Consider the following 20095-nt stretch of genomic DNA (forward strand, 5'->3'; position numbering starts at 1 on the left):
GCAGGGTGGGGCAAAGGGCGGCGCGGCTCTGGCGACGATGGGTCGCGTCCGTCGTCCGATGATGGGCCGGTTCGACGCGGCTTCGGGATCGACGGCATGAACACGCGAAACGACAGCGAGCGGACCGAGCGCCTCAAGGCGGCGCTCCGGGACAACCTGCGGCGCCGCAAGGCGCAGGGGCGCGGTCGGGCTGAGACGCAGGCGGGGGCCGAAGGGACCGGCCCGAGCGGCCGGCGGGACGCGGGGACGGAGCCGGGCGAGCGCTCCTGAGCGGCCGCGCGGAACGAACGAACCCGTCCCGATTCCGCCAAAACTCGCCTATACGTGGCCGTAACGCACGGGGCGCGCCGGAGAGCGGGCGCCCTTCTCAGGGGAATGAGCGGCGCACGTGACGGAGCCCGAGGACGGGCCGCGGGCGCGCGAGAGGACTGGAATGGACCGCATCCACATCACCGGCGGCACGCCGCTCAACGGCGTGATCCCGATTTCCGGCGCCAAGAACGCGGCCCTGCCCCTGATGATCGCGAGCCTGCTCACGGGCGAGACGCTGGAGCTCGTCAACGTGCCGCGGCTCGCCGACATCGCCTCGCTCTCGCGCATCCTCGGGAACCACGGCGTCGACCACATGGTGGTGGGCAAGCGGCCGGGCCAGACCGCCGAGACCGGCCAGACCGTCCGGCTCACCGCCTCGAACGTCATCGACACCACGGCGCCCTACGAGCTCGTCTCGACCATGCGGGCGAGCTTCTGGGTGGTGGCGCCGCTCCTCGCCCGCTTCGGCGAGGCCAAGGTCTCGCTGCCGGGCGGCTGCGCCATCGGCACGCGGCCGGTCGACCTGCTGATCATGGCCCTGGAGAAGCTCGGCGCGCAGATCGAGATCGACGGCGGCTACGTCGTCGCCAAGACGAAGAACGGCCTGCGCGGCGGCGAGATCCGCTTCCCCAAGGTGACGGTGGGGGGCACCCACGTCGCGCTGATGGCCGCGGCGCTGGCCTACGGCACCACGGTGATCGAGAACGCCGCCCGCGAGCCCGAGGTCGTCGACCTCGCCGAGTGCCTGATCAAGATGGGTGCCCGGATCGAGGGCGCGGGCACGCCGCGCATCGTGGTCGAGGGCGTCTCGCGCCTGCACGGTGCCCGCCACGAGGTGCTGCCCGACCGGATCGAGACCGGCACCTACGCCATGGCGGTGGCGATGGCGGGCGGCGACGTGACGCTGGAGGACACCCGGGCGGACCTCCTGCACTCGGCCCTCGACGTGCTCGCGACGACGGGCACGGAGGTGACCTCGACCGAGTCGGGCATCCGCATCCGGCGCAACGGCGCGGGGATCGCCGCGGTCGACGTGACGACGGACCCCTTCCCCGGCTTCCCCACCGACCTGCAGGCGCAGTTCATGGCCCTGATGACGCTGGCCAAGGGGCGCTCGCACATCCGCGAGACGATCTTCGAGAACCGCTTCATGCACGTGCAGGAGCTGGCCCGCCTCGGCGCCAAGATCCGGCTCGAGGGCGACCTTGCCGTCGTCGAGGGCGTGGAGCGCCTCAAGGGCGCGCCGGTGATGGCGACGGATCTGCGCGCCTCCGTCTCCCTCGTGATCGCGGGCCTCGCCGCCGAGGGCGAGACGCAGATCAACCGGGTCTACCACCTCGACCGCGGCTTCGAGGCGCTGGAAGCCAAGCTCGGGCGCTGCGGCGCCGAGATCCGGCGCGTGCGGGCCTGAGGGCCCGCGGCGGTTGCCGGACGGGGAACGCGCCGCTACCTACCGGCCGAACCTCGTCCCCCGCGCGGGCCCCTCGCGCCGAGAAGCACAGCCGCATCATGGAGCTCCTGAAGCTCGCCGCCCTCGATCCCGAGGATCTCACCGTCATCTCGGCCCACCTGCAGGACGCGGTCCTGCGGGCGGGCGACCTGACCTACCTGGCCGCCGAGCACCGGTTCGTCCTGGCGGTGCGCCGCTTCGACTGGTCGGCGCCGGCGGGCGAGCCGCCGCGCCGCCGCCTCGCGGGCGTGCATTTCGAGCGGGTGCTCGGCGTGCGCACCCGCGGCCTCCGGCCGGGGCAGGCTCCGGACACGGTGCTGAGCCTCCTCGCCGTCACCTTCGAGCCGAGTGACGCCCCCTCCGGCTGCGTCACCCTGGTCTTCGCGGGCGGCGCCGCCATCCGCCTCGACGTCGAGTGCGTCGAGGTGCGGCTGAAGGACCTCGGGCCGGTCTGGGAGGCGGAAGCGCGGCCGGCCCACGACCCCGACGGCGTTCGCGCCCTCGACGCGCCCGCGCCCTGAGGCGCGCCCCGACCCCCCCGACAGAACGGCCGCACGCCCGATGATCCGCCTCGACAGCACGCATCCCGATTTCGCGCAGGACTTCGCGCGGCTCCTCACCGTCAAGCGCGAGATCTCGGAGGACGTCGACGAGACCGTGCGCGGCATCATCGCGGGCGTGATCGCCGGGGGCGATTCGGCACTCGTCGACTACACCTGCCGCTTCGACCGGCTCGGCGCGGACTTCTCCGCCGACCGCCTCGCGGTGACGCGGGCCGAGGTCGACGCGGCCCTCGACGCCTGCCCGCGGGAGGCCCTCGACGCCCTGACGCTCGCCGCCGAGCGGATCGAGACCTTCCACCGGGCCCAGGTGCCGGGCGACCACCTCGCCACCGACGCCCTCGGCGTCACCGCGGGCTGGCGCTGGACATCCCTCGAATCGGTCGGCCTCTACGTGCCGGGCGGCACCGCGAGCTATCCCTCCTCGGTGCTGATGAACGCCGTGCCCGCCCGCGTCGCCGGGGTGCCGCGCCTCGTCATGGTGGTGCCGACCCCGGACGGGCAGCTCAACCCCCTGGTGCTCGCCGCCGCCCGCATCTCGGGCGTCGACGAGATCTACCGCGTCGGCGGCGCGCAGGCGGTCGCGGCGCTCGCCTACGGCACCGAGACGATCGCGCCGGTGGCCAAGATCGTCGGCCCCGGCAACGCCTGGGTGGCCGCGGCCAAGCGGCGGGTGTTCGGGCAGGTCGGCATCGACATGATCGCCGGCCCCTCGGAGGTGCTGATCCTGGCGGACGGCCACGCCAACCCGGACTGGATCGCCGCCGACCTCCTCGCGCAGGCCGAGCACGACACCGCCGCCCAGGCGATCCTGATCACCGACAGCGCCGAGTTCGCCGCGGCCGCGGAAGGCGCGGTGGAGCGGGCGCTGGCGACCCTGCCGCGGGCCGAGATCGCCCGGGCGAGCTGGCGCGACTACGGAGCGATCATCCGCGTGCGCGACTTCGACGAGGCAGTGCCCCTCGTCGACCGGCTGGCGCCGGAGCACCTGGAGATCGAGACCGCGGACGCCGAGGCGCTCGCCGCCAAGGTGCGCAATGCGGGCGCGATCTTCCTCGGCTCGCACACGCCGGAGGCGATCGGCGACTATGTCGGCGGCCCGAACCACGTGCTGCCCACCGCCCGCTCGGCCCGGTTCTCCTCCGGCCTCGGCGTGCTCGACTTCATGAAGCGCACCACCATCCTGCGCTGCGACGCCGAGGCGCTGCGGGCGATCGGGCCGGCCGCCGTCGCGCTCGGCCGATCCGAGGGGCTGGAGGGCCACGCCCGCTCCGTCGCGATCCGCCTGAACCTGTGATACCAGCGAGCGCGAGCACCGTGACGACGGGATGATCGACGTCCGGGCGAGGTCCTGGGCCGTCGGGACGACGACCGGCGCGGAGGGGGGAAGCGTCCGCATGGCCAGCGAAGCGAAGGGGGCGAACCGGCTGACGGCCGTCAAACTCTGCGAGGATTCGATCGGCCGGGGCAATCCCGACCAGGAGCACGAGCGCGCCATCGCGATCTTCGACATCCTGGAGGACAACCACTTCGCGATTCCCGGCCGCGAGGGGCCCTACGCGCTCAAACTCGGCCTCGTCGAGAACAAGCTCTCCTTCGCCATCTCGACGCCCGCGGGCGAGCCCGTGATCACCCACCTGCTCTCGCTGACGCCGTTCCGGCGCGTGATCCGCGACTACGAGATGATCTGCGAGAGCTACTACAACGCGATCCGCACCGCCTCGCCGACCCAGATCGAGGCGATCGACATGGGCCGCCGCGGGCTGCACAACGAGGCCTCGGAGACTCTGAAGCAGCGCCTCGAGGGCAAGGTCGAGCTCGACCACGACACGGCGCGCCGCCTCTTCACCCTCATCTTCGCCCTGCACTGGAAGGGCTGAGCCGCGTGACGACGCCGGAGCCCCGGCACGATCCGCGCGCCGCCCGGACCTGAGGCCGCGCCCGCGATGGACGGGATCGGCCCGAAGAAGAAACGGGTGCAGTCCGCCCTGTTCATGTGCAACTACAACGCCGTGCGCTCGCTCGCGGCGGAGGCGATCGCGCGCCACTACTTCGGCAAGTCGGTCTACATCCAGTCGGCGGGCGTGCGCTCGGGCGAGCCGGCCGACCCCTTCATGATCGCCGCCCTCGACGAGATCGGCATCGACGCCGCGCGCCACAGGCCGCGCACCCTCGCGCAGCTCGAGGAGTGGGAGGGGCTGAACTTCGACCTCATCGTCACCCTCGCACCCGAGGCCCACCACGCGGCGCTGGAGCTGACCCGGACGCTCGCGGCGGACGTGGAGTACTGGCCGACGCCAGACCCGACCATCCTGCAGGAGGGCAGCCGCGAGCAGCGCCTCGACGGCTACCGGGACGTGCGCGACGGCCTGATCTTCCGCATCAAGAGCCGGCTGAAGGGCTGATCCGGCGCAAGGACGTCACGGGCCCGTAGCTGTTCTCCCGGATGCGCGCGACGGCGGCCGCGAGGGGCTCCACCGCCACGGCCATGTGGTGCCCGTTGGCGTGGATCAGCCGCCCGGCGTCGAGCATCATCCCGACATGGCCGCGCCAGAACACGAGGTCGCCCCGCCGCAGGCCCCCGAGATCGTCGAGGGGAAGGGGCTGGCCGAGGGCGCGCTCCTGCTGGTCGGTGTCGCGCGGGCAGGCGAGGCCGGCGAGTTCCAGCGCGAGCTGCACGAGGCCCGAGCAGTCGAGGCCGAGGCTGGTGCGGCCGCCCCAGAGATAGGGCGTGCCGACGAGCCGCTCGGCGGTTCCGGCGGCGTCGGGCTCCCGCCAGCCGACCGGCTCGCAATGGGGCGCGAAGACGAAACTTCCGTCCGCGAGCCGCAGGTAGTCGCCCTCCCGCCCCTCCGCCGCCAGGGCGGAGCCGAGGCCGAGATGGCCGCGGTTCGGCCGTTTCAGGTCGGGCGCCGGGTAGAGGAAGGTGCGCAGCGCCCGTACCCGGTGGGTCGGCGCTGGCTCCGCCGCGCCGACCGCCTCCGCCGGCAGGTAGCCGACGTAGCCGTCATGGGCGAGCTGGACGTAGGCGAAGCCGTCCTTGACCTCGTACACGCTCACCGCGTCGCCCATCACCGCCTCGGTGTCGATGCCGGAATTTAGGCGCGGTGTCCGCCGCAGCGGCGCCGAGGGCACGCGCACGCGCCCGGGCGCGCCCGCCACGAAGCGCTCGGCCTCCACGAGGCCCTCGAGCGCGATGTCGGCGAGGTCGGGCCGGGCCGGGGTCAGGCGCGGGTCGCGGGCGGGGTGCGTCATGGCCCTAGCCGTATCCCGCCGCGGCCGCGATCCGCAACAGGCGCGGCGGCCGGGCCGCGGCCTCGCGCCGCAGGTGCGGCTCCGCGGCGCCGGACCCTAACCTATGCGCTGGCGAATCCGGCAGGCTGGAACGCATCCTGCTAGGGCTTCGGCCGCTGCACTGCACGGGCGATAGGATCGCGTTCTGATGCGGTGCACAAATCGCCGCGATGGACTATGTTCGTGCGGGTGACGAGTGTGAGCCGAGCCGTGAAGAAGACCCCGAAATCCCAGGCCGACCTTCCGCCGATCCGCGTGCGCCGGGAGCCGCCGACGATCGCCGAGGCGGTCTCGGCCGCGCAGGATCTCGCCGACGACGTGGATCAGCAGGTGGAGATCGCCGCCGGCCTGATCGGCCTGCCGCCGGACGAGGTACGCCCGCACGTGCTCTCCGCCGAGCGCAAGCCGGAGCCCCGGTTCGAGCGCGCGCCGGAGCGCGTGCTAAGCGCGGGCACCCCCTCCCGCGCGCCGCGCACCGTCATCGTGGAGCGCCGCACCCGGGCTCCCGTGGTGGTGGAGCGGCGCGGCCGCCCGCCCTTCGACGGGCGGCGCTGAGGCGCCCGACCCGGGTCGAGGCGCTACCAGGCGAGCGTCTCGCCCCGGTAGTCGAGATAGGCGATGCCCTTGCGGCCGAGCCGGCCCTCGATCACCGAGACCAGGCCGGCGACGCTGGTCGCCACGTCGATATCGGCCTCCGCCCCGCCCATCTCGGTGCGGACCCAGCCCGGATGCAGCACGAGGACGCCGAAGCCCGCGTCGCGGTGGCGGATCTCGAAGCTGCGTGCGTAGGTGTTGAGCGCCGCCTTGCTCGCCCGGTAGGTCTCCCAGCCGCCGTCCTCGTTGAGGGAGACGCTGCCGAGGACCGAGCTCATCAGGGCGAGCGTACCGCCCGGGCGCAGCGCGTCCGCGAAGGCGTCCGCGAAGCGGATCGGGCTGACGGCGTTCGTCAGATAGACCTGGGCGGCGACCTCCCGCGTCACGGCGTGGAGCGGCTCGTGGGCCTGGGTGGCCACGCCTGCCACCACGAAGACCAAGTCGAAAATCTCGCCGCCGAGCCGCTCGCGGAGCGAGGCCACGGCCGCGTCGTCGTCGATGTCGACGGTCTCCACGCGGACGCCGTCGGCGGCGAGCGCGGCGAGCCCCGGGGACGGCGAGCGCTGCGTCGCCGTCACCTGCCAGCCGCGCCGGGCGAGGGCCTCCGCGAGGCCGAGGCCGAGGCCGCGCGAGGCCCCGACGATGAGCGTGCTCTTCCGGTTCTCGGGCATGGTGTGGATCTCCTCAGGGGCCTGATGCCGCGCGGTGCGGCCCGATGGCGATGCAGGTGGAGCGCGCGCCGCCGCCGGGAAGCCGGGAACGCGCACTCGTCGCCGAAACCGCGCTCAGTCCGCTGTCTGCACCGTCCAGGTGGCGTGGCGGATGCCGGGCGCGCGGGCGAGTCCCGCCGTGACCGCGTCGAGCTCGTCCGCCTCCACCGCTGTGGCGACGAGCGTCGCCACCACCTCGACGGCGTCCTCGCCGCGCTCCACCACCTCGATGCCGCCGACCGGGTAGCTCGCCGCCTCCAGCCGCTCCACGAGGAGGTCGCGGGCGGGGCCCGCCTCCTCGGGCGCCGTCGTCACCTGGACCTCGTAGGTCGCCTCCGTGGCGCTCTCGTCGATGGGGGCCCGGTTGATGGCGTTGACGAGGGGGCGCAGCAGCGTGTTGCCGGCGAGCACCGCGACGGTGACGAACAGGGCCTCCAGCGGCAGGTCGGCCCCGGCGAAGGCGCCGACCGCGGCGGAGCACCAGAGGGTCGCGGCCGTGTTGAGGCCGCGCACGTTCATGCCCTCCTTCATGATCACGCCCGCGCCGAGGAAGCCGACGCCCGAGATCACGTAGGCCACCGTGCGGGTGCCGCCCGGCGCCCCTTCGAGCCGCATGCCGAGATCGACGAAGGCGGCGGCGCCCAGCGCCACGAGCACGTTGGTGCGCAGGCCCGCCGTGCGCTGGCGGTACTGGCGCTCCGCCCCGATCAGGGTGCCGAGCACGAAGGCGACGATCAGGCTGACCGCGGAGTTGAGGGATTCCGGGAACGGCCCGGCCAGGAGCGTCATCATCCAGCCTCCATGTCGGCGCCGGATGACGGAACCGTGACAGCCGCGGGATCGGCCGCCGCCCTCGGGCAAATTGACCGGGCCGCGCCAATCGATTGCGCGCGGGATTGACGCCCGCCCCGCCCTGCGGGCACACCCTTCGGATGTCTACGGGCCGCCCAAGAGCCCGTCGGGAGACGTGCAAGGAGATGTGTCGGATGCAGGTTCCGGTCCCTGCCGCGGGCGCGCGCTCATGAGCGGCGCCACTCTGGCCGAGCGCCCCGCCGCCCGGGACGCGGCCCCGGTCGCCGCCGACGAGGCCCTGCGCGCCCGCATCCTCGCCCTGCGCGACGGGCTGGAGCACGGCCTGATCGGCTGCACGGGCCTCGTGGAGCGCCTGCTGATCGGGCTCCTCACCGGCGGCCACCTGCTGATCGAGGGCGCGCCGGGCCTCGCCAAGACGCGCGCGGTCAAGCGCCTGTCGGACGGGCTCGACGGCTCCTTCGCCCGCGTCCAGTGCACGCCGGACCTGATGCCGGCCGACCTCACCGGCACCACCGTGTGGCGCCAGGACAGCGGCACCTTCGAGTTCCTGGCCGGCCCCCTGTTCCACTCGCTGATCCTCGTCGACGAGGTGAACCGCGCACCCCCCAAGGTGCAGTCGGCCCTCCTCGAGGCGATGGCGGAGGGGCAGATCACGGTGGCGGGCCACACCCACCCCCTGCCCGACCCCTTCATGGTGGTGGCGACCCAGAACCCGATCGAGCACGCGGGCACCTTCCCCCTGCCCGAGGCGCAGCTCGACCGTTTCCTGCTGCACGTCGTCGTGGACATGCCCGACGAGGCGTCCGAGCGGCGCATCCTCGACCTCGTCGAGGGCGAACTGAACCACCACGCCGAGGCGATGCCGGTGAAGCTGACCCTCGCGGAGGTGCGCGCGGCCCGCGAGGCGGCGCTCGGCGTCTACGTCTCGCCCGCCCTCAAGGACTACCTCGTGCGCCTCGTGGCCGGCACCCGCACGGACGCCGCCGCGCCGGACCTCAGGGCTTCGATCGAGCACCCCGCCTCCCCGCGCGGGACCCTGGCGCTGATGGTCGCCGGAAAGGCGCGCGCATACCTGCACGGGCGCGACCACGTCATTCCGGAGGACGTGGCCGACCTCGCCGTCGACGCCCTGAGCCACCGCATCGGCCTGACCTGGCGGGCCGCCGCCGAGGGCCAGACCGCGCGCGGCATCATCGAGGGGCTGGTCCGGCGCGTGCGGGCGCTCTGAGCGTGGCCGCGGCGCCGACCCTGGCGGGTGAGCCCGACGACCACCCGGGCGTGCGCCTCTCGGGGGAGACGCTGATGGGCCTGCGCCACCTCGCCCGCCGCGGCGTCTCGCCGGCGACGCGCACCCTCGCCGGGCTGCCCGGCGGCATCGTCACGCGGCGGCGCGGGCGCGGCTCCGAGCCCGACGACGTGCGCCTGTGGTCGGAGGGCGACGACATGCGCCACATCGACCGCAACGCCACCGCCCGCACCGGGACCCTGCACGTGCGCACCCACCACGACGAGCGCGACCGCGCCGTGGTGCTGCTGGCCGATTTCCGGCCCTCGATGCTGTTCGGCACCCGCCGGGCCCTCCGCTCTGTGGCGGCGGCCGAGGCGCTGGTGCTGCTCGGCTGGCGGATCGTCGGCGACGGCGGCCGCGTCGGCCTCGTGGTCGGCAGCGCGGGCGAGCCCGCCGCCGTTCGCCCGGCCGGCGGCGAGCGGGCGATGACCGCGGTGACGGGCGCGCTCGCCCTCGCCCATTCGCGCGCCCTCGCGGCGGAGGGGGACGATCCGCCCCTCGATCCCCTGCTGACGCTCGCCGCGAGCCTCCTGCCCTCGGGCGGCCACCTCGTCATCGCGAGCGCGCTCGACGCGCCGGGGCCCGATTTCGACCGGCTCCTGACGGTGCTGGCCGAGCGCCTCTCGATCCGCCTCCTGCTCGTCAGCGACGCCTTCGAGCGCGAGCGGCCCCCCGGCCACTATCCCTTCGCCACCGCGGACGGGCACCGCGGCACGATCCAGGGGGACCCGCGGGGCGCGGAGGCCCGCACCGACGAGCGCCTCGCCGCCTATGCCCGCCGCGGCATCGAGGGCCTGCGCCTCGACGTCGAGGCGGGCCCGGAGGTCTACGCCCCCCTGATGGAGCGCCTCGATGCGGTCCTGTGAGAGAGGCGCCCCGTGACCCAGGCCGCGACCTCCACCGACCTCGCGGCGAGCCTCGCGGACCTGCGCGGCCTGCACCTGCCCGCCAACGCGGCCGGAGCCGTCCAGGGCGAGGTCGTCGCCGCGATCATCCTCGGCTTCGTGGCCGCCCTCCTCGTCGGCGCCGTCCGCGCCTGGCGCACCCGCCGCCGCAGCACGGTGCGCCGCGCCGCCCTGCGCGAACTGCAGGCGGCGCGCGGGCTCGAGCCCGAGGCGCGGCTCGTGGCGCAGGCCCGGCTCCTGCGGCGCACCGCCCGCACGCTCGACGGGGACGCGGTGGCGGACCTGCGCGGGGCCGCGTGGGCGGCCCGTCTCGACCGCATCTTCGCAACCGACTTCTTCGGGCAGGGCGCCGGCCGCATCCTCGTCGAGGGGCTCTACGGCCGCCGCGCCGCCAGCCCGGACGTCGAGGCCATCGACGCCGAGATCACCCGGCTCCTCGCGCGGATCAGGGCCTGACCCCATGCCCGGCTGGCTCACCGCCCTCCTCTCCGGCTTCGACTTCGCGACTCCGCTGGCGCTGCTGCTCCTGCCGCTGCCGCTCGTCGCCGCCCGGCTGATGCCGGCCGAGGCGGCGGGCGGCAGCGGCGCCCTGCGCGTGCCGGCCTCGGTGGTGGCGCAGGCGCGGGCGGGCGCCGGCATCGCCGCGCGGGGCCGCACCCGGCTCGTGCTGATCGCACTCCTCTGGGCCGCCCTCGTGGCGGCGCTCGCCGGGCCCCGCCTCGTCCTCTCGGCCACTGCGCTGCCGGCCTCGGGCCGCGACATCGTCATCGCGATGGACCTGTCGGGCTCGATGGAGCGGCGCGACTTCGCCCTCGACGGGCAGACGGTGAGCCGGCTGGAGGCGGTCAAGCGCGTCGGCGCCGACTTCATCCGCCGTCGGGCCGGCGACCGGATCGGCCTCGTGATCTTCGCCAACGAATCCTACGTGGCCGCGAGTCCGAGCTTCGACACCGCCACCGTCGCCCACGCCCTGGAGGAGGCGACGATCGGCCTCGTCGGGCGCTCCACCGGTATCGGCGACGGGCTCGGCCTCGCCCTCAAGCGGCTCGCGCCGCAGGGCCCGGAAGGCGAGGCGGAGGGGCCGCGCACCGCAAAGGTCGCGATCCTGCTCTCGGACGGCACCAACAACGCCGGCCAGACCACCCCCCGCGACGTGGCCGAGCTCGCCCGCGACCTCGGCGTCAAGGTCTACACGATCGCCCTCGGCCCCCGCGACCTCGCCAACGCCGACGGCGAGCAGGACGTGGTCGACGCCGAGACCCTGCGCGACATGGCCACGATCAGCGGCGGCAAGGCGTTCCGCGTGAAGACCACGGACGACCTGATCGCCGTCGCGGACGCCATCGACACCCTCGAGGGCGGCCGCGCCAAGGCCCCGCCCCTGCCGCTGCGGCGCGACCTCTGGCCCTGGCCGGCGGCCCTCGCGCTCCTCTGCGCCGCCGCGCTCCTCGCGAGCCGGAGGGCGGCATGAGCCTCGTGGACCTCGCGATCCTCCGGCCCTGGTGGCTCGCCGCGATTCCCCTCGTGGCGCTGCTGGCCCTGCGCGCCGCGTGGCGCTCGGCGCCGCTCGGCGACTGGACCCGGGTGGTCGACCCGCCCCTGATGGCGGCGCTGGCCCGGCGCGGCGCCGTGCTCGGCGGCCGGCGGCAGGCGAACCTCGCGGCGGCGGTCGCGGCCGGGCTCATCGCCCTCGCTCTCACCGGCCCGGCGGTGGAGCGCGCCGACTCGGCCACGTTCCGCAACCTCGACGCCACCGTGATCGTGATCGACCTCTCCCGCTCCGTGGCGGAGGGCGGCGACCTCCGGGCGGTGCGGCAGGCGGCGCAGGGGGTGGCGGACGCCACCGGCACCCGCTCCGTCGCCGTGGTGGTCTACGCGGGCGACGCCTATCTGGCCGCCCCGCCCACGACGGACCGCGACAGCCTCGCCACCACCCTGTTCGCCCTCGACGCCGACACGGTGCCCGACCGGGGCAGCCACCCGGAGCGGGGCCTCGCGCTCGCCCGGCGGACCCTGGACGAGGCCGCGGTGGTGGCGGCCGACGTGGTGCTGGTCACGGACGGCGACGGCATCGGCGAGGCGGCCGCCCGCGAGGCGCGGGCGCTGCGCGCCAAGGGCTGGCGCCTGCACGGCCTGTTCGTGCCGGCCGGGAAGACCCTGCCGCCGGGCTCGCCGAAGCCGGACCGGGCCGCCCTCGACGCCCTCGTCGGCGCGGGCGGCGGCCTCGTGGCCGATGTCGGGACGCCGAACGCCGTCCTCGACGCGGTCGGCGCGAGCACCGCCCAGCATCTCGCCGCGGGCGGCTACACCGTCCTCGCCTATGCCGATCTCGGGCGCTGGCTGCTGCTGGCGGCGCTGCTGCCCGCCCTCCTCCTGTTCCGCAGAAGCGCCTGAGAGGGAGCGCCCGATGGCCGGATCCGCCCTCCCCCTTCGCCCCGCCCTCGCCGCGCTCCCGCGGGGCTGGCGGCGCCTCGCGCGGCTCGGCGGGCTGGCGCTCGCGGGGGCCGGCATCCTCGCCCTCGCCCTCGTCTCGGAGCCCCGCACCGGCTTCGGGCGCCTGCTGATGGGCGTCGGCCTGCCCGATCTCGCCGCCCGGGTGATCAGCGACCCGGCCTGGCGCGGGCCCGCCCTCTACGAGGCCCGCCGCTACGCGGAGGCCGCCCGGATCTTCCGCGACGGCGGCCGGCGCAACGCCTACAATCTCGGCAACGCGCTCGCCCGGCAGGGCGACCTCCCGGGCGCGATCGAGGCCTACGACGAGGCCCTGCGCTTCAACCCGCGCGACGCCGACGCGCAGGCGAACCGCTCCCTCGTCGCCCGCCTCGTGGCCGAGGAGATCGACCGCGGCAAGGGCGGAGGCATCGCCAACGCCTCGGCCCAGTACGGCGCCCGCTACAACAACACCGCCAACCAGGACCAGAACGACGACATCCAGGCCACGTCGAGCGGCGAGGGCCTGGCCGGCAACAAGGAGGCGAGCTCCAGCGCCTCGATCCCCGGCAACAGCGCGGTGGCCCGCCGCGGCAAGGCCGAGCAGCAATCGATCGAGTCCGGCGAGGGGCAGGCCCGCGGCTCGGTGGGCGACGCGGCCGGGCGCGGCCGCAAAGGGGGCGGGTCGGCCATGGTCGCCGCGGCGCCCGAGCGCGAGGCCCGCCGCGTCACCAAGAGCTTCGAGGCCCACGAGATCCGGCCCGACCGGCTCTGGCTGCGCACGCTGCCGGACGATCCGGGCCGCTACCTGAAACTGCGCCTGAAGGCCGAGCAGGCCCGCCGCATCGAGGCCGGCACCGCCATGCCGGCGGGGAGCAACCCGTGGTGAGCCGTCGCCTGACCCTGCTGGCCCTGCTCTGCGCCCTCGCCGCCGGGCCGGCCCGGGCCGAGATCGAGCCCGGCGACCTGACCCTCATCGTCACCCCCGAGCGCAACGGCAACGCCGACCCCTTCGCCCGGGAGATGGTGCTGCTGCGCATCCACGGGGTATACAAGCAGCAGATCCTGCTGGAGGAGGTGGTGCAGCCCACCCTCGCCAATTTCAGCTGGACGCAGCTCGGCCGAGACGCCTGGACCCGCACGAAGCTGCCCGACGGCCAGAGCGCCATCGCCTTCGACCGGGTGATCGCGATCTTCCCCCACCACGCGGGCGACTTCACCCTCGATCCGTTCGTGCACCGCCTGACCGTCAGCGACGCGGGCACGCGCAAGGTGGTCGACGTGCGCTCCGGCCCGATCCACCTGCCGGTGGCGGCCTGGAAGGGCGCGGGCGGGCCGGATGCCAAGGAACCCTGGTGGCTGCCCGCCCGCGACGTCGCGATCACGGATTCCTGGAGCCCCGACCCGGAGACCCTGAAGATCGGCGAGTCGACCCGCCGCATCGTCACCGTCGAGGCGCAGGGCATGGTCGCCGAGGGCCTGCCGCCGCGCCCGGTCATGCGCACCCGCGGCATCCTCACCTTCGCCGGCCCGGTCTCGCGCGAGACCATCATCACCCCGCAGGGGCCGGTGGCGCGGGCGACCTACCAGTGGGACGTGAAGCCCGCCATCGCCGATGTCATCCCCCTCGACGCCATCAAGATCCCCTGGTTCGACACGGTCTCGCGGACCATGCGGGAGGCCGAGATCCCGGCCCGCCAGATCGGGGGCGGCCTGCCCGACCGCGAGGGCGAGGCGCCCCTGGAGGTCTCCGCCTCGCCCTACGTGATCGCCGCCTCGGGGCTCGCCGCCTTCGGCATCGGGCTTGCGCTGCTCGGCTACGGCGCCGGCGGCCGGGGACGGCTGCGCCTCGACCGCGCCGTTCGGCGCGCGCTCCGGCGTGCCGCGGATATGGGCGACGCGACCGCCTTCCGCGCCGCCCTCGGGCCGGCGCTCCAGTCCGAGCCCGGCCTCGCCCGGATCTGGCGGGACGATCCCACGGTCGCGGCGGGTCTCGACGCCCTCGACCGGGCCGTCTACGCGCCCGGCGGGGCCGCGCCGCCCGACCTGCGCCGCCTCGCCGCCCTGCTGTCGCGCCCGGTCCGGGAGCCGCGCGCCGCCCCGGAGGCCGATCCGCTGAAGCCCCTCGACGGCGCCCCCGCGCCGCCCTGAGCGGGCCGCCACGATTCGGCCAAGCTTACCCCGCTCCTGCCCGTCTCCGCGCTCAGCCCCGGAGGCATCCTTGCCCGCGCCGACCCGCCGCACCGCCCTCCTCCAGGCCGGCCTCGCCGCGGCCGCCCTCGGCCTCGCGCCCCGCGGCGCGGTCGCCTCCGACCGGCTCGGGGCCGCCCGCGCGCGCCTACGGGCGATCGAGGACCGGCTCGGCGGACGCCTCGGCGTGGCCGTGCGCGACACGGGCTCCGGCCGCGCCCTGCTCTACCGGGCGGACGCGCGCTTCCCGATGTGCAGCACCTTCAAGGTGCTGGCCGCCGCCGCCATCCTGGCGCGGGTCGATGCGGGCGGCGAGCGCCTGGAGCGGACGATGCCCTACACGGCCGCCGACCTCGACAGCTACGCGCCGGTCACCGGGGGCGCCCTGAAGGAGGCCGGCCGGAACGCCGGCGCCATGAGCCTCACCGACCTCTGCGCGGCGGCCGTGACGTGGAGCGACAACACCGCGGCGAACCTGATGCTGCGGGCCCTCGGCGGCCCCCCTGCCCTCACGGCGTGGCTGCGCGGAATCGGCGACCAGACGAGCCGGCTCGACCGGACGGAGCCGAGCCTCAACTCCGCCCTGCCCGGCGACCTGCGCGACACCACCGCTCCCGTGGCCCTGGCCGAGGACCTGGAGCGGCTTCTGATCGGCGACGTTCTCTCGGCCGCGAGCCGGGAGCGGCTCGAGGGCTGGATGGTGGCGGCCCGGACCGGGCTGAAGCGCCTGCGCGCCGGGTTGCCGGCGGACTGGGCGGTCGGCGACAAGACGGGCACGGGCGACAACGGCACCGCCAACGTCGTCGCGATCCTGCGCCCGCCGGGCCGCGCGCCCCTCGTCGCCGCCGTGTACATGACGGGCTCGGGCTGTACGGCCGAGGAGCGGGACGCCGCGCACGCCGAGATCGGCCAGCTCGTCGCGGCCGCGCTCTGAGGGAACCTACCGATGTCCAAGGCCACCCGCGCCACCCAGGCCCTCGACCGGGCGGGCATCGCCTACAGCGTGCACGCCTACGCCTACGACCCGGAGGCGCCGCGCATCGGCCTTCAGGCCGCCGAGGCGCTGGGCATCCCCCCGGACCGGATCCTCAAGACGCTGATGGCGGAGGCGGACGGCAAGCCGGTGTGCGTGCTCGTGGCCTCCGACCGGGAGATCAGCCTGAAGCGGCTCGCCGCCGCCTGCGGGGCGAAGACGGCCGCGATGCTGAAACCCGCCGAGGCCGAGCGGATCACGGGCTACCACGTGGGCGGCATCAGCCCCCTCGGGCAGAAGAGGCGCCTGCCCGTCGTGATCGACGCGGCCGCCCTCGCCGCCGGCCACGCCGAGATCTACGTGAACGGCGGCGGACGCGGCCTGCAGGTCCGCCTGAAGCCCTCCGACCTCGTCGCCCTCCTGTCCGCTCAGGCGGCGCCCCTGACCTGAGGCGCCCGTTGACGATCCGTTTACCCTGTCTCGGCCAGGGTTGAGCGGCTTCGAGGGAGGGTGTCATGGCGGTTCGAGGGCGCGCGGCGGCCCGGCGCGCTGCGCGCGCGGCCGGGCTTCTCCTCCTCGGCTGTGCGGGCGCGGGCGCGGCCGACCTGCTCGGGGACGCGCCGCCGGGCCCGCCCGTGGCGCGCTACTTCCCGCGCGGGGACGGCTCCGAGGAGCGGATCGTGCTGGTGCGGCCCGGCCCGCGCCCCGTCGGCTGCCTGCCGCGCCGGGTCCCGGTGCCGACCAACGCCCCGGACGATCCGAGCTACGTCGGCTCGGCCTACGGCCTGTCGCGCCCGAGCTACTACGGCCTGACCCCGCCACCCGGCATCGACGACCCCTACGGCCGCCCCCTCCTGCCCTACTGCCGCTGAGCGTCCGGCCACCGGCGCCCTGCCCCGCTGCGTGCTCTGGCGCCCGCGCGGGCGGGCCCTTAAGTCGTGCCGGCACGCCCTCGCCGGAGTCCCGAAACCTTGCCCGAGACATCCTCTCCTTCCGCCCTGCGGCGCTTCACGGAGCTCCCGCCCCTGCGCGCCGAGGTGGCCGCGTGGCGGGCGGCGGGCGAGAGCGTCGTGCTGGTCCCGACCATGGGGGCGCTCCACGCGGGCCACCTCGCGCTCGTCGCCCGCGCCCGGGAGATCGGCCGCCGCGCGGTGGCGAGCATCTTCGTCAACCCGACCCAGTTCGGCCCGAACGAGGATTTCTCGCGCTACCCGCGGGACACGGAGGCCGATCTCCGCCTGCTCGCGGAAGCCGGCTGCGACGCCGCCTGGACGCCCTCCGTCGAGACCATGTACCCGCCCGGCTTCTCGACGCGGATCGAGGTCGAGGGCCTCACCGAGGGCTTGTGCGGGGTGTTCCGGCCCGGCCACTTCTCGGGCGTGGCGACCGTGGTGACGAAGCTCCTGAACCAGGTCCGGCCGGACGTGGCGCTGTTCGGCGAGAAGGATTTCCAGCAGCTTCAGGTGATCCGCCGGGCGGTGCGCGACCTCGACCTGCCGGTGGAGATCCGCGGCGTGCCGACCCTGCGCGAGCCGGACGGCCTCGCCCTCTCCTCCCGCAACCGCTACCTCGGCGCCGAGGAGCGTGCGCGCGCTCCGCGGCTCCACGCCGTGCTGGCGGAGATCGCCGCGGCGGCCCGCGGCGGGGCCGAGACGGAGCCGCTCGTCGCGCGCGGCCGCGCCGCGCTCGAGGCGGCCGGCTTCTCGCCCGTCCAGTACCTCGCGGTCTGCGACGCGGAGTCCCTCGCCCCCCTCGCCCGGGTGGACCGGCCGGCGCGGGTTCTCGCGGCGGCCTATCTCGGCCGCACGCGGCTCATCGACAACGTGCCGGTGTGAGTCAGGCGTCCGCGGACCGGAGCGGGTGCTCGGCGAAGAAATCGAGCATGGCGCGGGAGGCGTCGGGGCCCTGCGGGTCCGTGTAGCTTCCGTCCGGCGAGCCGCCCGACCAGGCGTGGCCGAGGCCGCGCACCCGCCAGTCCTCCACCACGACGCGGCCGGCGGCGTCGGTGTATCGGGTGCGGGCGTAGCCGCGCCCGTCGCCCCGGAAGGAGCGGCTCTCCGCGCGCAATGCGCCGGCACCGGCCTGGGCCAGCACCTGGTCGGCGTTGCGCGGGCTGACCGTGCCGTCCTCGTCGCCGTGGAACACGATGGTGGGCACGCGCACGCCCTCGGCCGGGGCGCCGAAGCCCGTCGACGGGCTCTGTCCGGGCGCGCCGACCTGCATCGCCATCAGCGCCGAGGACAAATCCCGCGCGCAGCCCGCCGCGAGGCCCGAATGCACGCCGACCGCGGCGTAGAGGTCCGGGTAGGCCAGCGCGATGTTGGCCGCGGCGGCCCCGCCCGCCGAGAGACCGGCGATGTAGACGCGCTTCGGGTCGATCCCGAACTCGGCCACCACCGCCCGGGTCAGACCGGCGATGATCGCCGCCTCGCCCGCCTCGCGGCCCTGGTCGCCCGGCTGGAACCAGTTCCAGCAGCGCTGCCCGTTCGCCCGCGCGCTCTGGGCCGGGTAGGCGACGTAGATCCCGTCGGCCTCGGCCAGCGCGTTCATGTTGGTGCCGGCCGCAAAATCGTCCGGCGACTGCGTGCAGCCGTGCAGCATCACGACGAGCGACGGCGCGGCCGCCGGCCGGCTCGGGATGAAGAGCTTGTAGTCGCGCGCGCCGGCCCGGTCGGAGAAGGAGCGGGCCACGAACCGGCCCTCCCCGGCCTGCGGCGGACGGCTTGGCCGGGCACCGGGCAGCGGGCCCGGAGACAGGCCGGGCCCGCTGCCCGCGCCGTGGAGGCCCAGGCCGTTGAGCCCGATGCCGTTGAGCCCGACGCCGTTGAGCCCCTTCAGCACGGGCGCGACGCCGCGCCCGAGCCCGCGCAGGACCTCGCGCAGGCGCTCCGGTATGATCGCCGGATGGGTGCCGTCGCCGAGGAACTCGGCATCGACCCAACGGTCCGCATCGTTGGCGGGGCGCCGGCCCGGCCGGCCCTCGTCCGGGCGGGACGCCTCGTCCCCGCGGGGCGCGTCGGCGACGCGCTCGGCCATCAGGTCGATCGTCGGCGGCTCGATGGCCTCCGGCTGCGGCGGTCGGGCCGGGGCCGGGCGCTCGCGCAGGCTGCGCTGGATCAGGGCCGTCGCCTCGTCGAGGCGGCCGGCGCCCGTGAGCCGTGTGGCTTCCAGCATGTCGGCGAGACGCACCTGCATCCGGGCTGCGTGATCGGTCATGGGCTGGCTTTCGTGGGATCGGGGAAGGGCGGCGCGGGGGTCGAGCCTCGCGCCGGGCGAGTGCTGGCGGCGCTCAGCGCAGCCGGTCGGCGAGGGCGGCCCTCACGGCCGGGCTCGCCTGCAGGCTGCCCAGCACTTCGAGGGAGGCGATGGTCTCGCGGGCGAGATCGGGGGTGACATCGGACGCGATGCTGACGAGACCGAGCACGCGGATGTCGAGGGCGCGACCCGTGGCGCGCGCCTCCTCCAGCTCGGCGCGGTCGATCGACCGCAGCCCGAGCTCGACCTTCTTGCGGGCGACGGACTGGCGGGTGATCTCGGCGTGGCGGTCGATCTCGCGGCGGATCGCCGTGCGGATGAAGTCGGTCCGGTTGCCGTAGACGCCCTCGGCCACGAGGAGGTCGACGTGGCCGAGATCGACGCAGCCGAGGTTGATCGTGATCTTCTCGCTCTCGGCCGTGCGCGCGACCGGGCGCTGGCGGGGCATCAGATCGAGCATCGCTGTACCGAATCCATCCATCGACCATCCGTGTGGATGGTATATGGTCGGTATTTTGTGCGATGCAATAGATTATTTGATGCGGCGCAAAATCCGCGATCGCCGCGCGGCGGTCAGGCGCTGCCCTCCTCGCCAACGTAGTCGCGCCAGATGGCGTTGGCACCGAGGCCCGCGAGGAAGGCCTCGTGCCGGCTCCGCTCCTCCGGGGTGAGGCGGGAGCGCATCGTGCGCACGCCGACCGGCACCGGCTCGCCGCCCTCCTCCGCGACGGCCACCGCCTCCTGCACCTCCGCCACGCCGAGGCCGAGGCTCGTCTGCTTGCCGCCGAGGAGCTCGATGTAGACTTCGGCGAGGATCTGCGCGTCGAGGAGCGCGCCGTGCTTGGTGCGCCGCGTCGTGTCGATGCCGTAGCGGTTGCACAGGGCGTCGAGGTTGTTGGCCGCGCCCGGATGCTTGCGGCGGGCCATGATCAGGGTGTCGACGACAGCCTCGAGGTCGATGGCCGGCGGGGCGGCTGCGCCGAGGCGCGCGAACTCGGCGTTGAGGAAGCCGACGTCGAAGGGCGCGTTGTGGATCACGAGGCGCGCGTCGCCGCAGAAGGTGCGGAACGCGTCCACCACGTCGGCGAAGAGGGGCTTGTCGGCGAGGAACGCGTCGGAGAGGCCGTGCACCGCGAAGGCGCCCTCGGACACCGCCCGCTGCGGGTTGATGTACTGGTGGAAGGTGCGGCCGGTCTGGATGTGGTTCACGAGCTCGACGCAGCCGATCTCGATGAGCCGGTCGCCGCCCTTGGCGTCGGTGCCGGTGGTCTCGGTGTCGAGGACGATCTCGCGCAGCATGGGGGGTCCTGAGGTCATCCCG

The 20095-nt window shown here is 74.9% G+C and carries 24 protein-coding genes; 18 read left to right on the top strand and 6 right to left on the bottom strand.

Annotated elements, in window-relative coordinates; all coding sequences use genetic code 11:
- The first annotated feature begins 96 nt into the window (after nucleotides 1-96).
- From MOX02_RS30990 to MOX02_RS04365, 6 genes are all read left to right on the top strand, one after another.
- Nucleotides 97-270 (top strand): hypothetical protein, encoded by a 174-nt coding sequence (locus MOX02_RS30990; protein WP_170267664.1) that lies wholly within the window; start codon nucleotides 97-99, stop codon nucleotides 268-270.
- A 163-nt stretch (nucleotides 271-433) separates the two neighbouring features.
- Nucleotides 434-1723 carry a UDP-N-acetylglucosamine 1-carboxyvinyltransferase gene (gene murA, locus MOX02_RS04345; protein ID WP_147024605.1) on the top strand — a complete coding sequence of 430 codons (1290 nt, stop codon included), beginning with the start codon at nucleotides 434-436 and terminating at the stop codon, nucleotides 1721-1723.
- Nucleotides 1724-1821: 98 nt separating this feature from the next.
- Complete coding sequence (locus tag MOX02_RS04350) at nucleotides 1822-2283, top strand: DUF2948 family protein (protein ID WP_147024539.1); 462 nt, start codon at nucleotides 1822-1824, stop codon at nucleotides 2281-2283.
- A 40-nt stretch (nucleotides 2284-2323) separates the two neighbouring features.
- Nucleotides 2324-3619: a histidinol dehydrogenase gene (hisD, locus tag MOX02_RS04355; protein WP_147024541.1), complete on the top strand. Its 1296-nt coding sequence runs from the start codon at nucleotides 2324-2326 to the stop codon at nucleotides 3617-3619.
- A 100-nt stretch (nucleotides 3620-3719) separates the two neighbouring features.
- Entirely contained in the window at nucleotides 3720-4202 is a 483-nt protein-coding gene (locus MOX02_RS04360; protein WP_147024543.1) for a UPF0262 family protein, read from the top strand.
- A 66-nt stretch (nucleotides 4203-4268) separates the two neighbouring features.
- Nucleotides 4269-4727 (top strand): arsenate-mycothiol transferase ArsC, encoded by a 459-nt coding sequence (locus tag MOX02_RS04365; RefSeq protein ID WP_147024545.1) that lies wholly within the window; start codon nucleotides 4269-4271, stop codon nucleotides 4725-4727.
- Here MOX02_RS04365 and MOX02_RS04370 read toward each other — a convergent pair.
- On the bottom strand, nucleotides 4705-5577 hold the full coding sequence (locus tag MOX02_RS04370; RefSeq protein WP_147024547.1) for a C40 family peptidase: 873 nt from the start codon (nucleotides 5575-5577) through the stop codon (nucleotides 4705-4707). The two genes, MOX02_RS04365 and MOX02_RS04370, sit on opposite strands and share 23 nt — an antisense overlap.
- A gap of 249 nt (nucleotides 5578-5826) precedes the next feature.
- Between MOX02_RS04370 and MOX02_RS04375 the strand changes: the two genes are divergently transcribed.
- On the top strand, nucleotides 5827-6171 hold the full coding sequence (locus MOX02_RS04375; protein ID WP_147024549.1) for a hypothetical protein: 345 nt from the start codon (nucleotides 5827-5829) through the stop codon (nucleotides 6169-6171).
- Nucleotides 6172-6194: 23 nt separating this feature from the next.
- Here MOX02_RS04375 and MOX02_RS04380 read toward each other — a convergent pair whose 3' ends face one another.
- The gene (locus tag MOX02_RS04380; RefSeq protein ID WP_147024551.1) at nucleotides 6195-6881 is read right to left on the bottom strand and encodes an SDR family oxidoreductase; all 687 of its coding nucleotides are present in this window, start codon (nucleotides 6879-6881) and stop codon (nucleotides 6195-6197) included.
- A 114-nt stretch (nucleotides 6882-6995) separates the two neighbouring features.
- A complete protein-coding gene (locus tag MOX02_RS04385) occupies nucleotides 6996-7712 on the bottom strand; it encodes an MgtC/SapB family protein (RefSeq protein ID WP_147024553.1) in 717 nt (238 codons plus the stop codon).
- Between the two features lie 229 nt (nucleotides 7713-7941).
- On the opposite strand from MOX02_RS04385, the gene MOX02_RS04390 reads away from it, so the two are divergent.
- The 11 genes from MOX02_RS04390 to panC all read left to right on the top strand — a co-directional run bounded on the left by MOX02_RS04390 (nucleotide 7942) and on the right by panC (nucleotide 17354).
- Nucleotides 7942-8961: an AAA family ATPase gene (locus MOX02_RS04390; RefSeq protein ID WP_147024555.1), complete on the top strand. Its 1020-nt coding sequence runs from the start codon at nucleotides 7942-7944 to the stop codon at nucleotides 8959-8961.
- Complete coding sequence (locus MOX02_RS04395; protein ID WP_170267668.1) at nucleotides 8958-9887, top strand: DUF58 domain-containing protein; 930 nt, start codon at nucleotides 8958-8960, stop codon at nucleotides 9885-9887. Before MOX02_RS04390 ends, MOX02_RS04395 begins: the two co-directional genes overlap by 4 nt.
- Before the next feature lie 12 nt (nucleotides 9888-9899).
- Nucleotides 9900-10382 carry a DUF4381 domain-containing protein gene (locus MOX02_RS04400; protein ID WP_147024557.1) on the top strand — a complete coding sequence of 161 codons (483 nt, stop codon included), beginning with the start codon at nucleotides 9900-9902 and terminating at the stop codon, nucleotides 10380-10382.
- A 4-nt stretch (nucleotides 10383-10386) separates the two neighbouring features.
- Nucleotides 10387-11397 carry a VWA domain-containing protein gene (locus tag MOX02_RS04405; protein WP_147024559.1) on the top strand — a complete coding sequence of 337 codons (1011 nt, stop codon included), beginning with the start codon at nucleotides 10387-10389 and terminating at the stop codon, nucleotides 11395-11397.
- Entirely contained in the window at nucleotides 11394-12320 is a 927-nt protein-coding gene (locus MOX02_RS04410) for a VWA domain-containing protein (RefSeq protein ID WP_147024561.1), read from the top strand. Before MOX02_RS04405 ends, MOX02_RS04410 begins: the two co-directional genes overlap by 4 nt.
- A gap of 13 nt (nucleotides 12321-12333) precedes the next feature.
- Entirely contained in the window at nucleotides 12334-13245 is a 912-nt protein-coding gene (locus tag MOX02_RS04415; protein WP_147024563.1) for a tetratricopeptide repeat protein, read from the top strand.
- A complete protein-coding gene (locus MOX02_RS04420; RefSeq protein ID WP_147024565.1) occupies nucleotides 13239-14507 on the top strand; it encodes a BatD family protein in 1269 nt (422 codons plus the stop codon). The genes MOX02_RS04415 and MOX02_RS04420 overlap by 7 nt, the downstream gene beginning before the upstream one ends.
- 70 nt (nucleotides 14508-14577) lie before the next feature.
- Nucleotides 14578-15480, top strand: coding sequence for a class A beta-lactamase (bla, locus tag MOX02_RS04425; protein ID WP_147024567.1), 903 nt, complete (start codon nucleotides 14578-14580; stop codon nucleotides 15478-15480).
- A 12-nt stretch (nucleotides 15481-15492) separates the two neighbouring features.
- A complete protein-coding gene (gene ybaK, locus MOX02_RS04430; RefSeq protein WP_147024569.1) occupies nucleotides 15493-15969 on the top strand; it encodes a Cys-tRNA(Pro) deacylase in 477 nt (158 codons plus the stop codon).
- Between the two features lie 65 nt (nucleotides 15970-16034).
- Nucleotides 16035-16391, top strand: a complete 357-nt coding sequence (locus tag MOX02_RS04435) for a hypothetical protein (protein WP_147024571.1) — start codon at nucleotides 16035-16037, stop codon at nucleotides 16389-16391.
- 99 nt (nucleotides 16392-16490) lie between these two features.
- Nucleotides 16491-17354 carry a pantoate--beta-alanine ligase gene (panC, locus tag MOX02_RS04440; RefSeq protein ID WP_147024573.1) on the top strand — a complete coding sequence of 288 codons (864 nt, stop codon included), beginning with the start codon at nucleotides 16491-16493 and terminating at the stop codon, nucleotides 17352-17354.
- Between the two features lies 1 nt (nucleotide 17355).
- Here the strand turns inward: panC and MOX02_RS04445 are convergent, their stop codons facing one another.
- From MOX02_RS04445 to dnaQ, 3 genes are all read right to left on the bottom strand, one after another.
- The gene (locus MOX02_RS04445; RefSeq protein ID WP_147024575.1) at nucleotides 17356-18735 is read right to left on the bottom strand and encodes an extracellular catalytic domain type 1 short-chain-length polyhydroxyalkanoate depolymerase; all 1380 of its coding nucleotides are present in this window, start codon (nucleotides 18733-18735) and stop codon (nucleotides 17356-17358) included.
- 73 nt (nucleotides 18736-18808) lie between these two features.
- Nucleotides 18809-19234: a ribbon-helix-helix domain-containing protein gene (locus MOX02_RS04450; RefSeq protein ID WP_147024609.1), complete on the bottom strand. Its 426-nt coding sequence runs from the start codon at nucleotides 19232-19234 to the stop codon at nucleotides 18809-18811.
- A 113-nt stretch (nucleotides 19235-19347) separates the two neighbouring features.
- The gene (gene dnaQ / locus MOX02_RS04455) at nucleotides 19348-20073 is read right to left on the bottom strand and encodes a DNA polymerase III subunit epsilon (protein ID WP_147024611.1); all 726 of its coding nucleotides are present in this window, start codon (nucleotides 20071-20073) and stop codon (nucleotides 19348-19350) included.
- Nucleotides 20074-20095 lie beyond the last annotated feature (22 nt).

The sequence above is a fragment of the Methylobacterium oxalidis genome (assembly GCF_007992195.1).
Lineage (GTDB): Bacteria > Pseudomonadota > Alphaproteobacteria > Rhizobiales > Beijerinckiaceae > Methylobacterium > Methylobacterium oxalidis.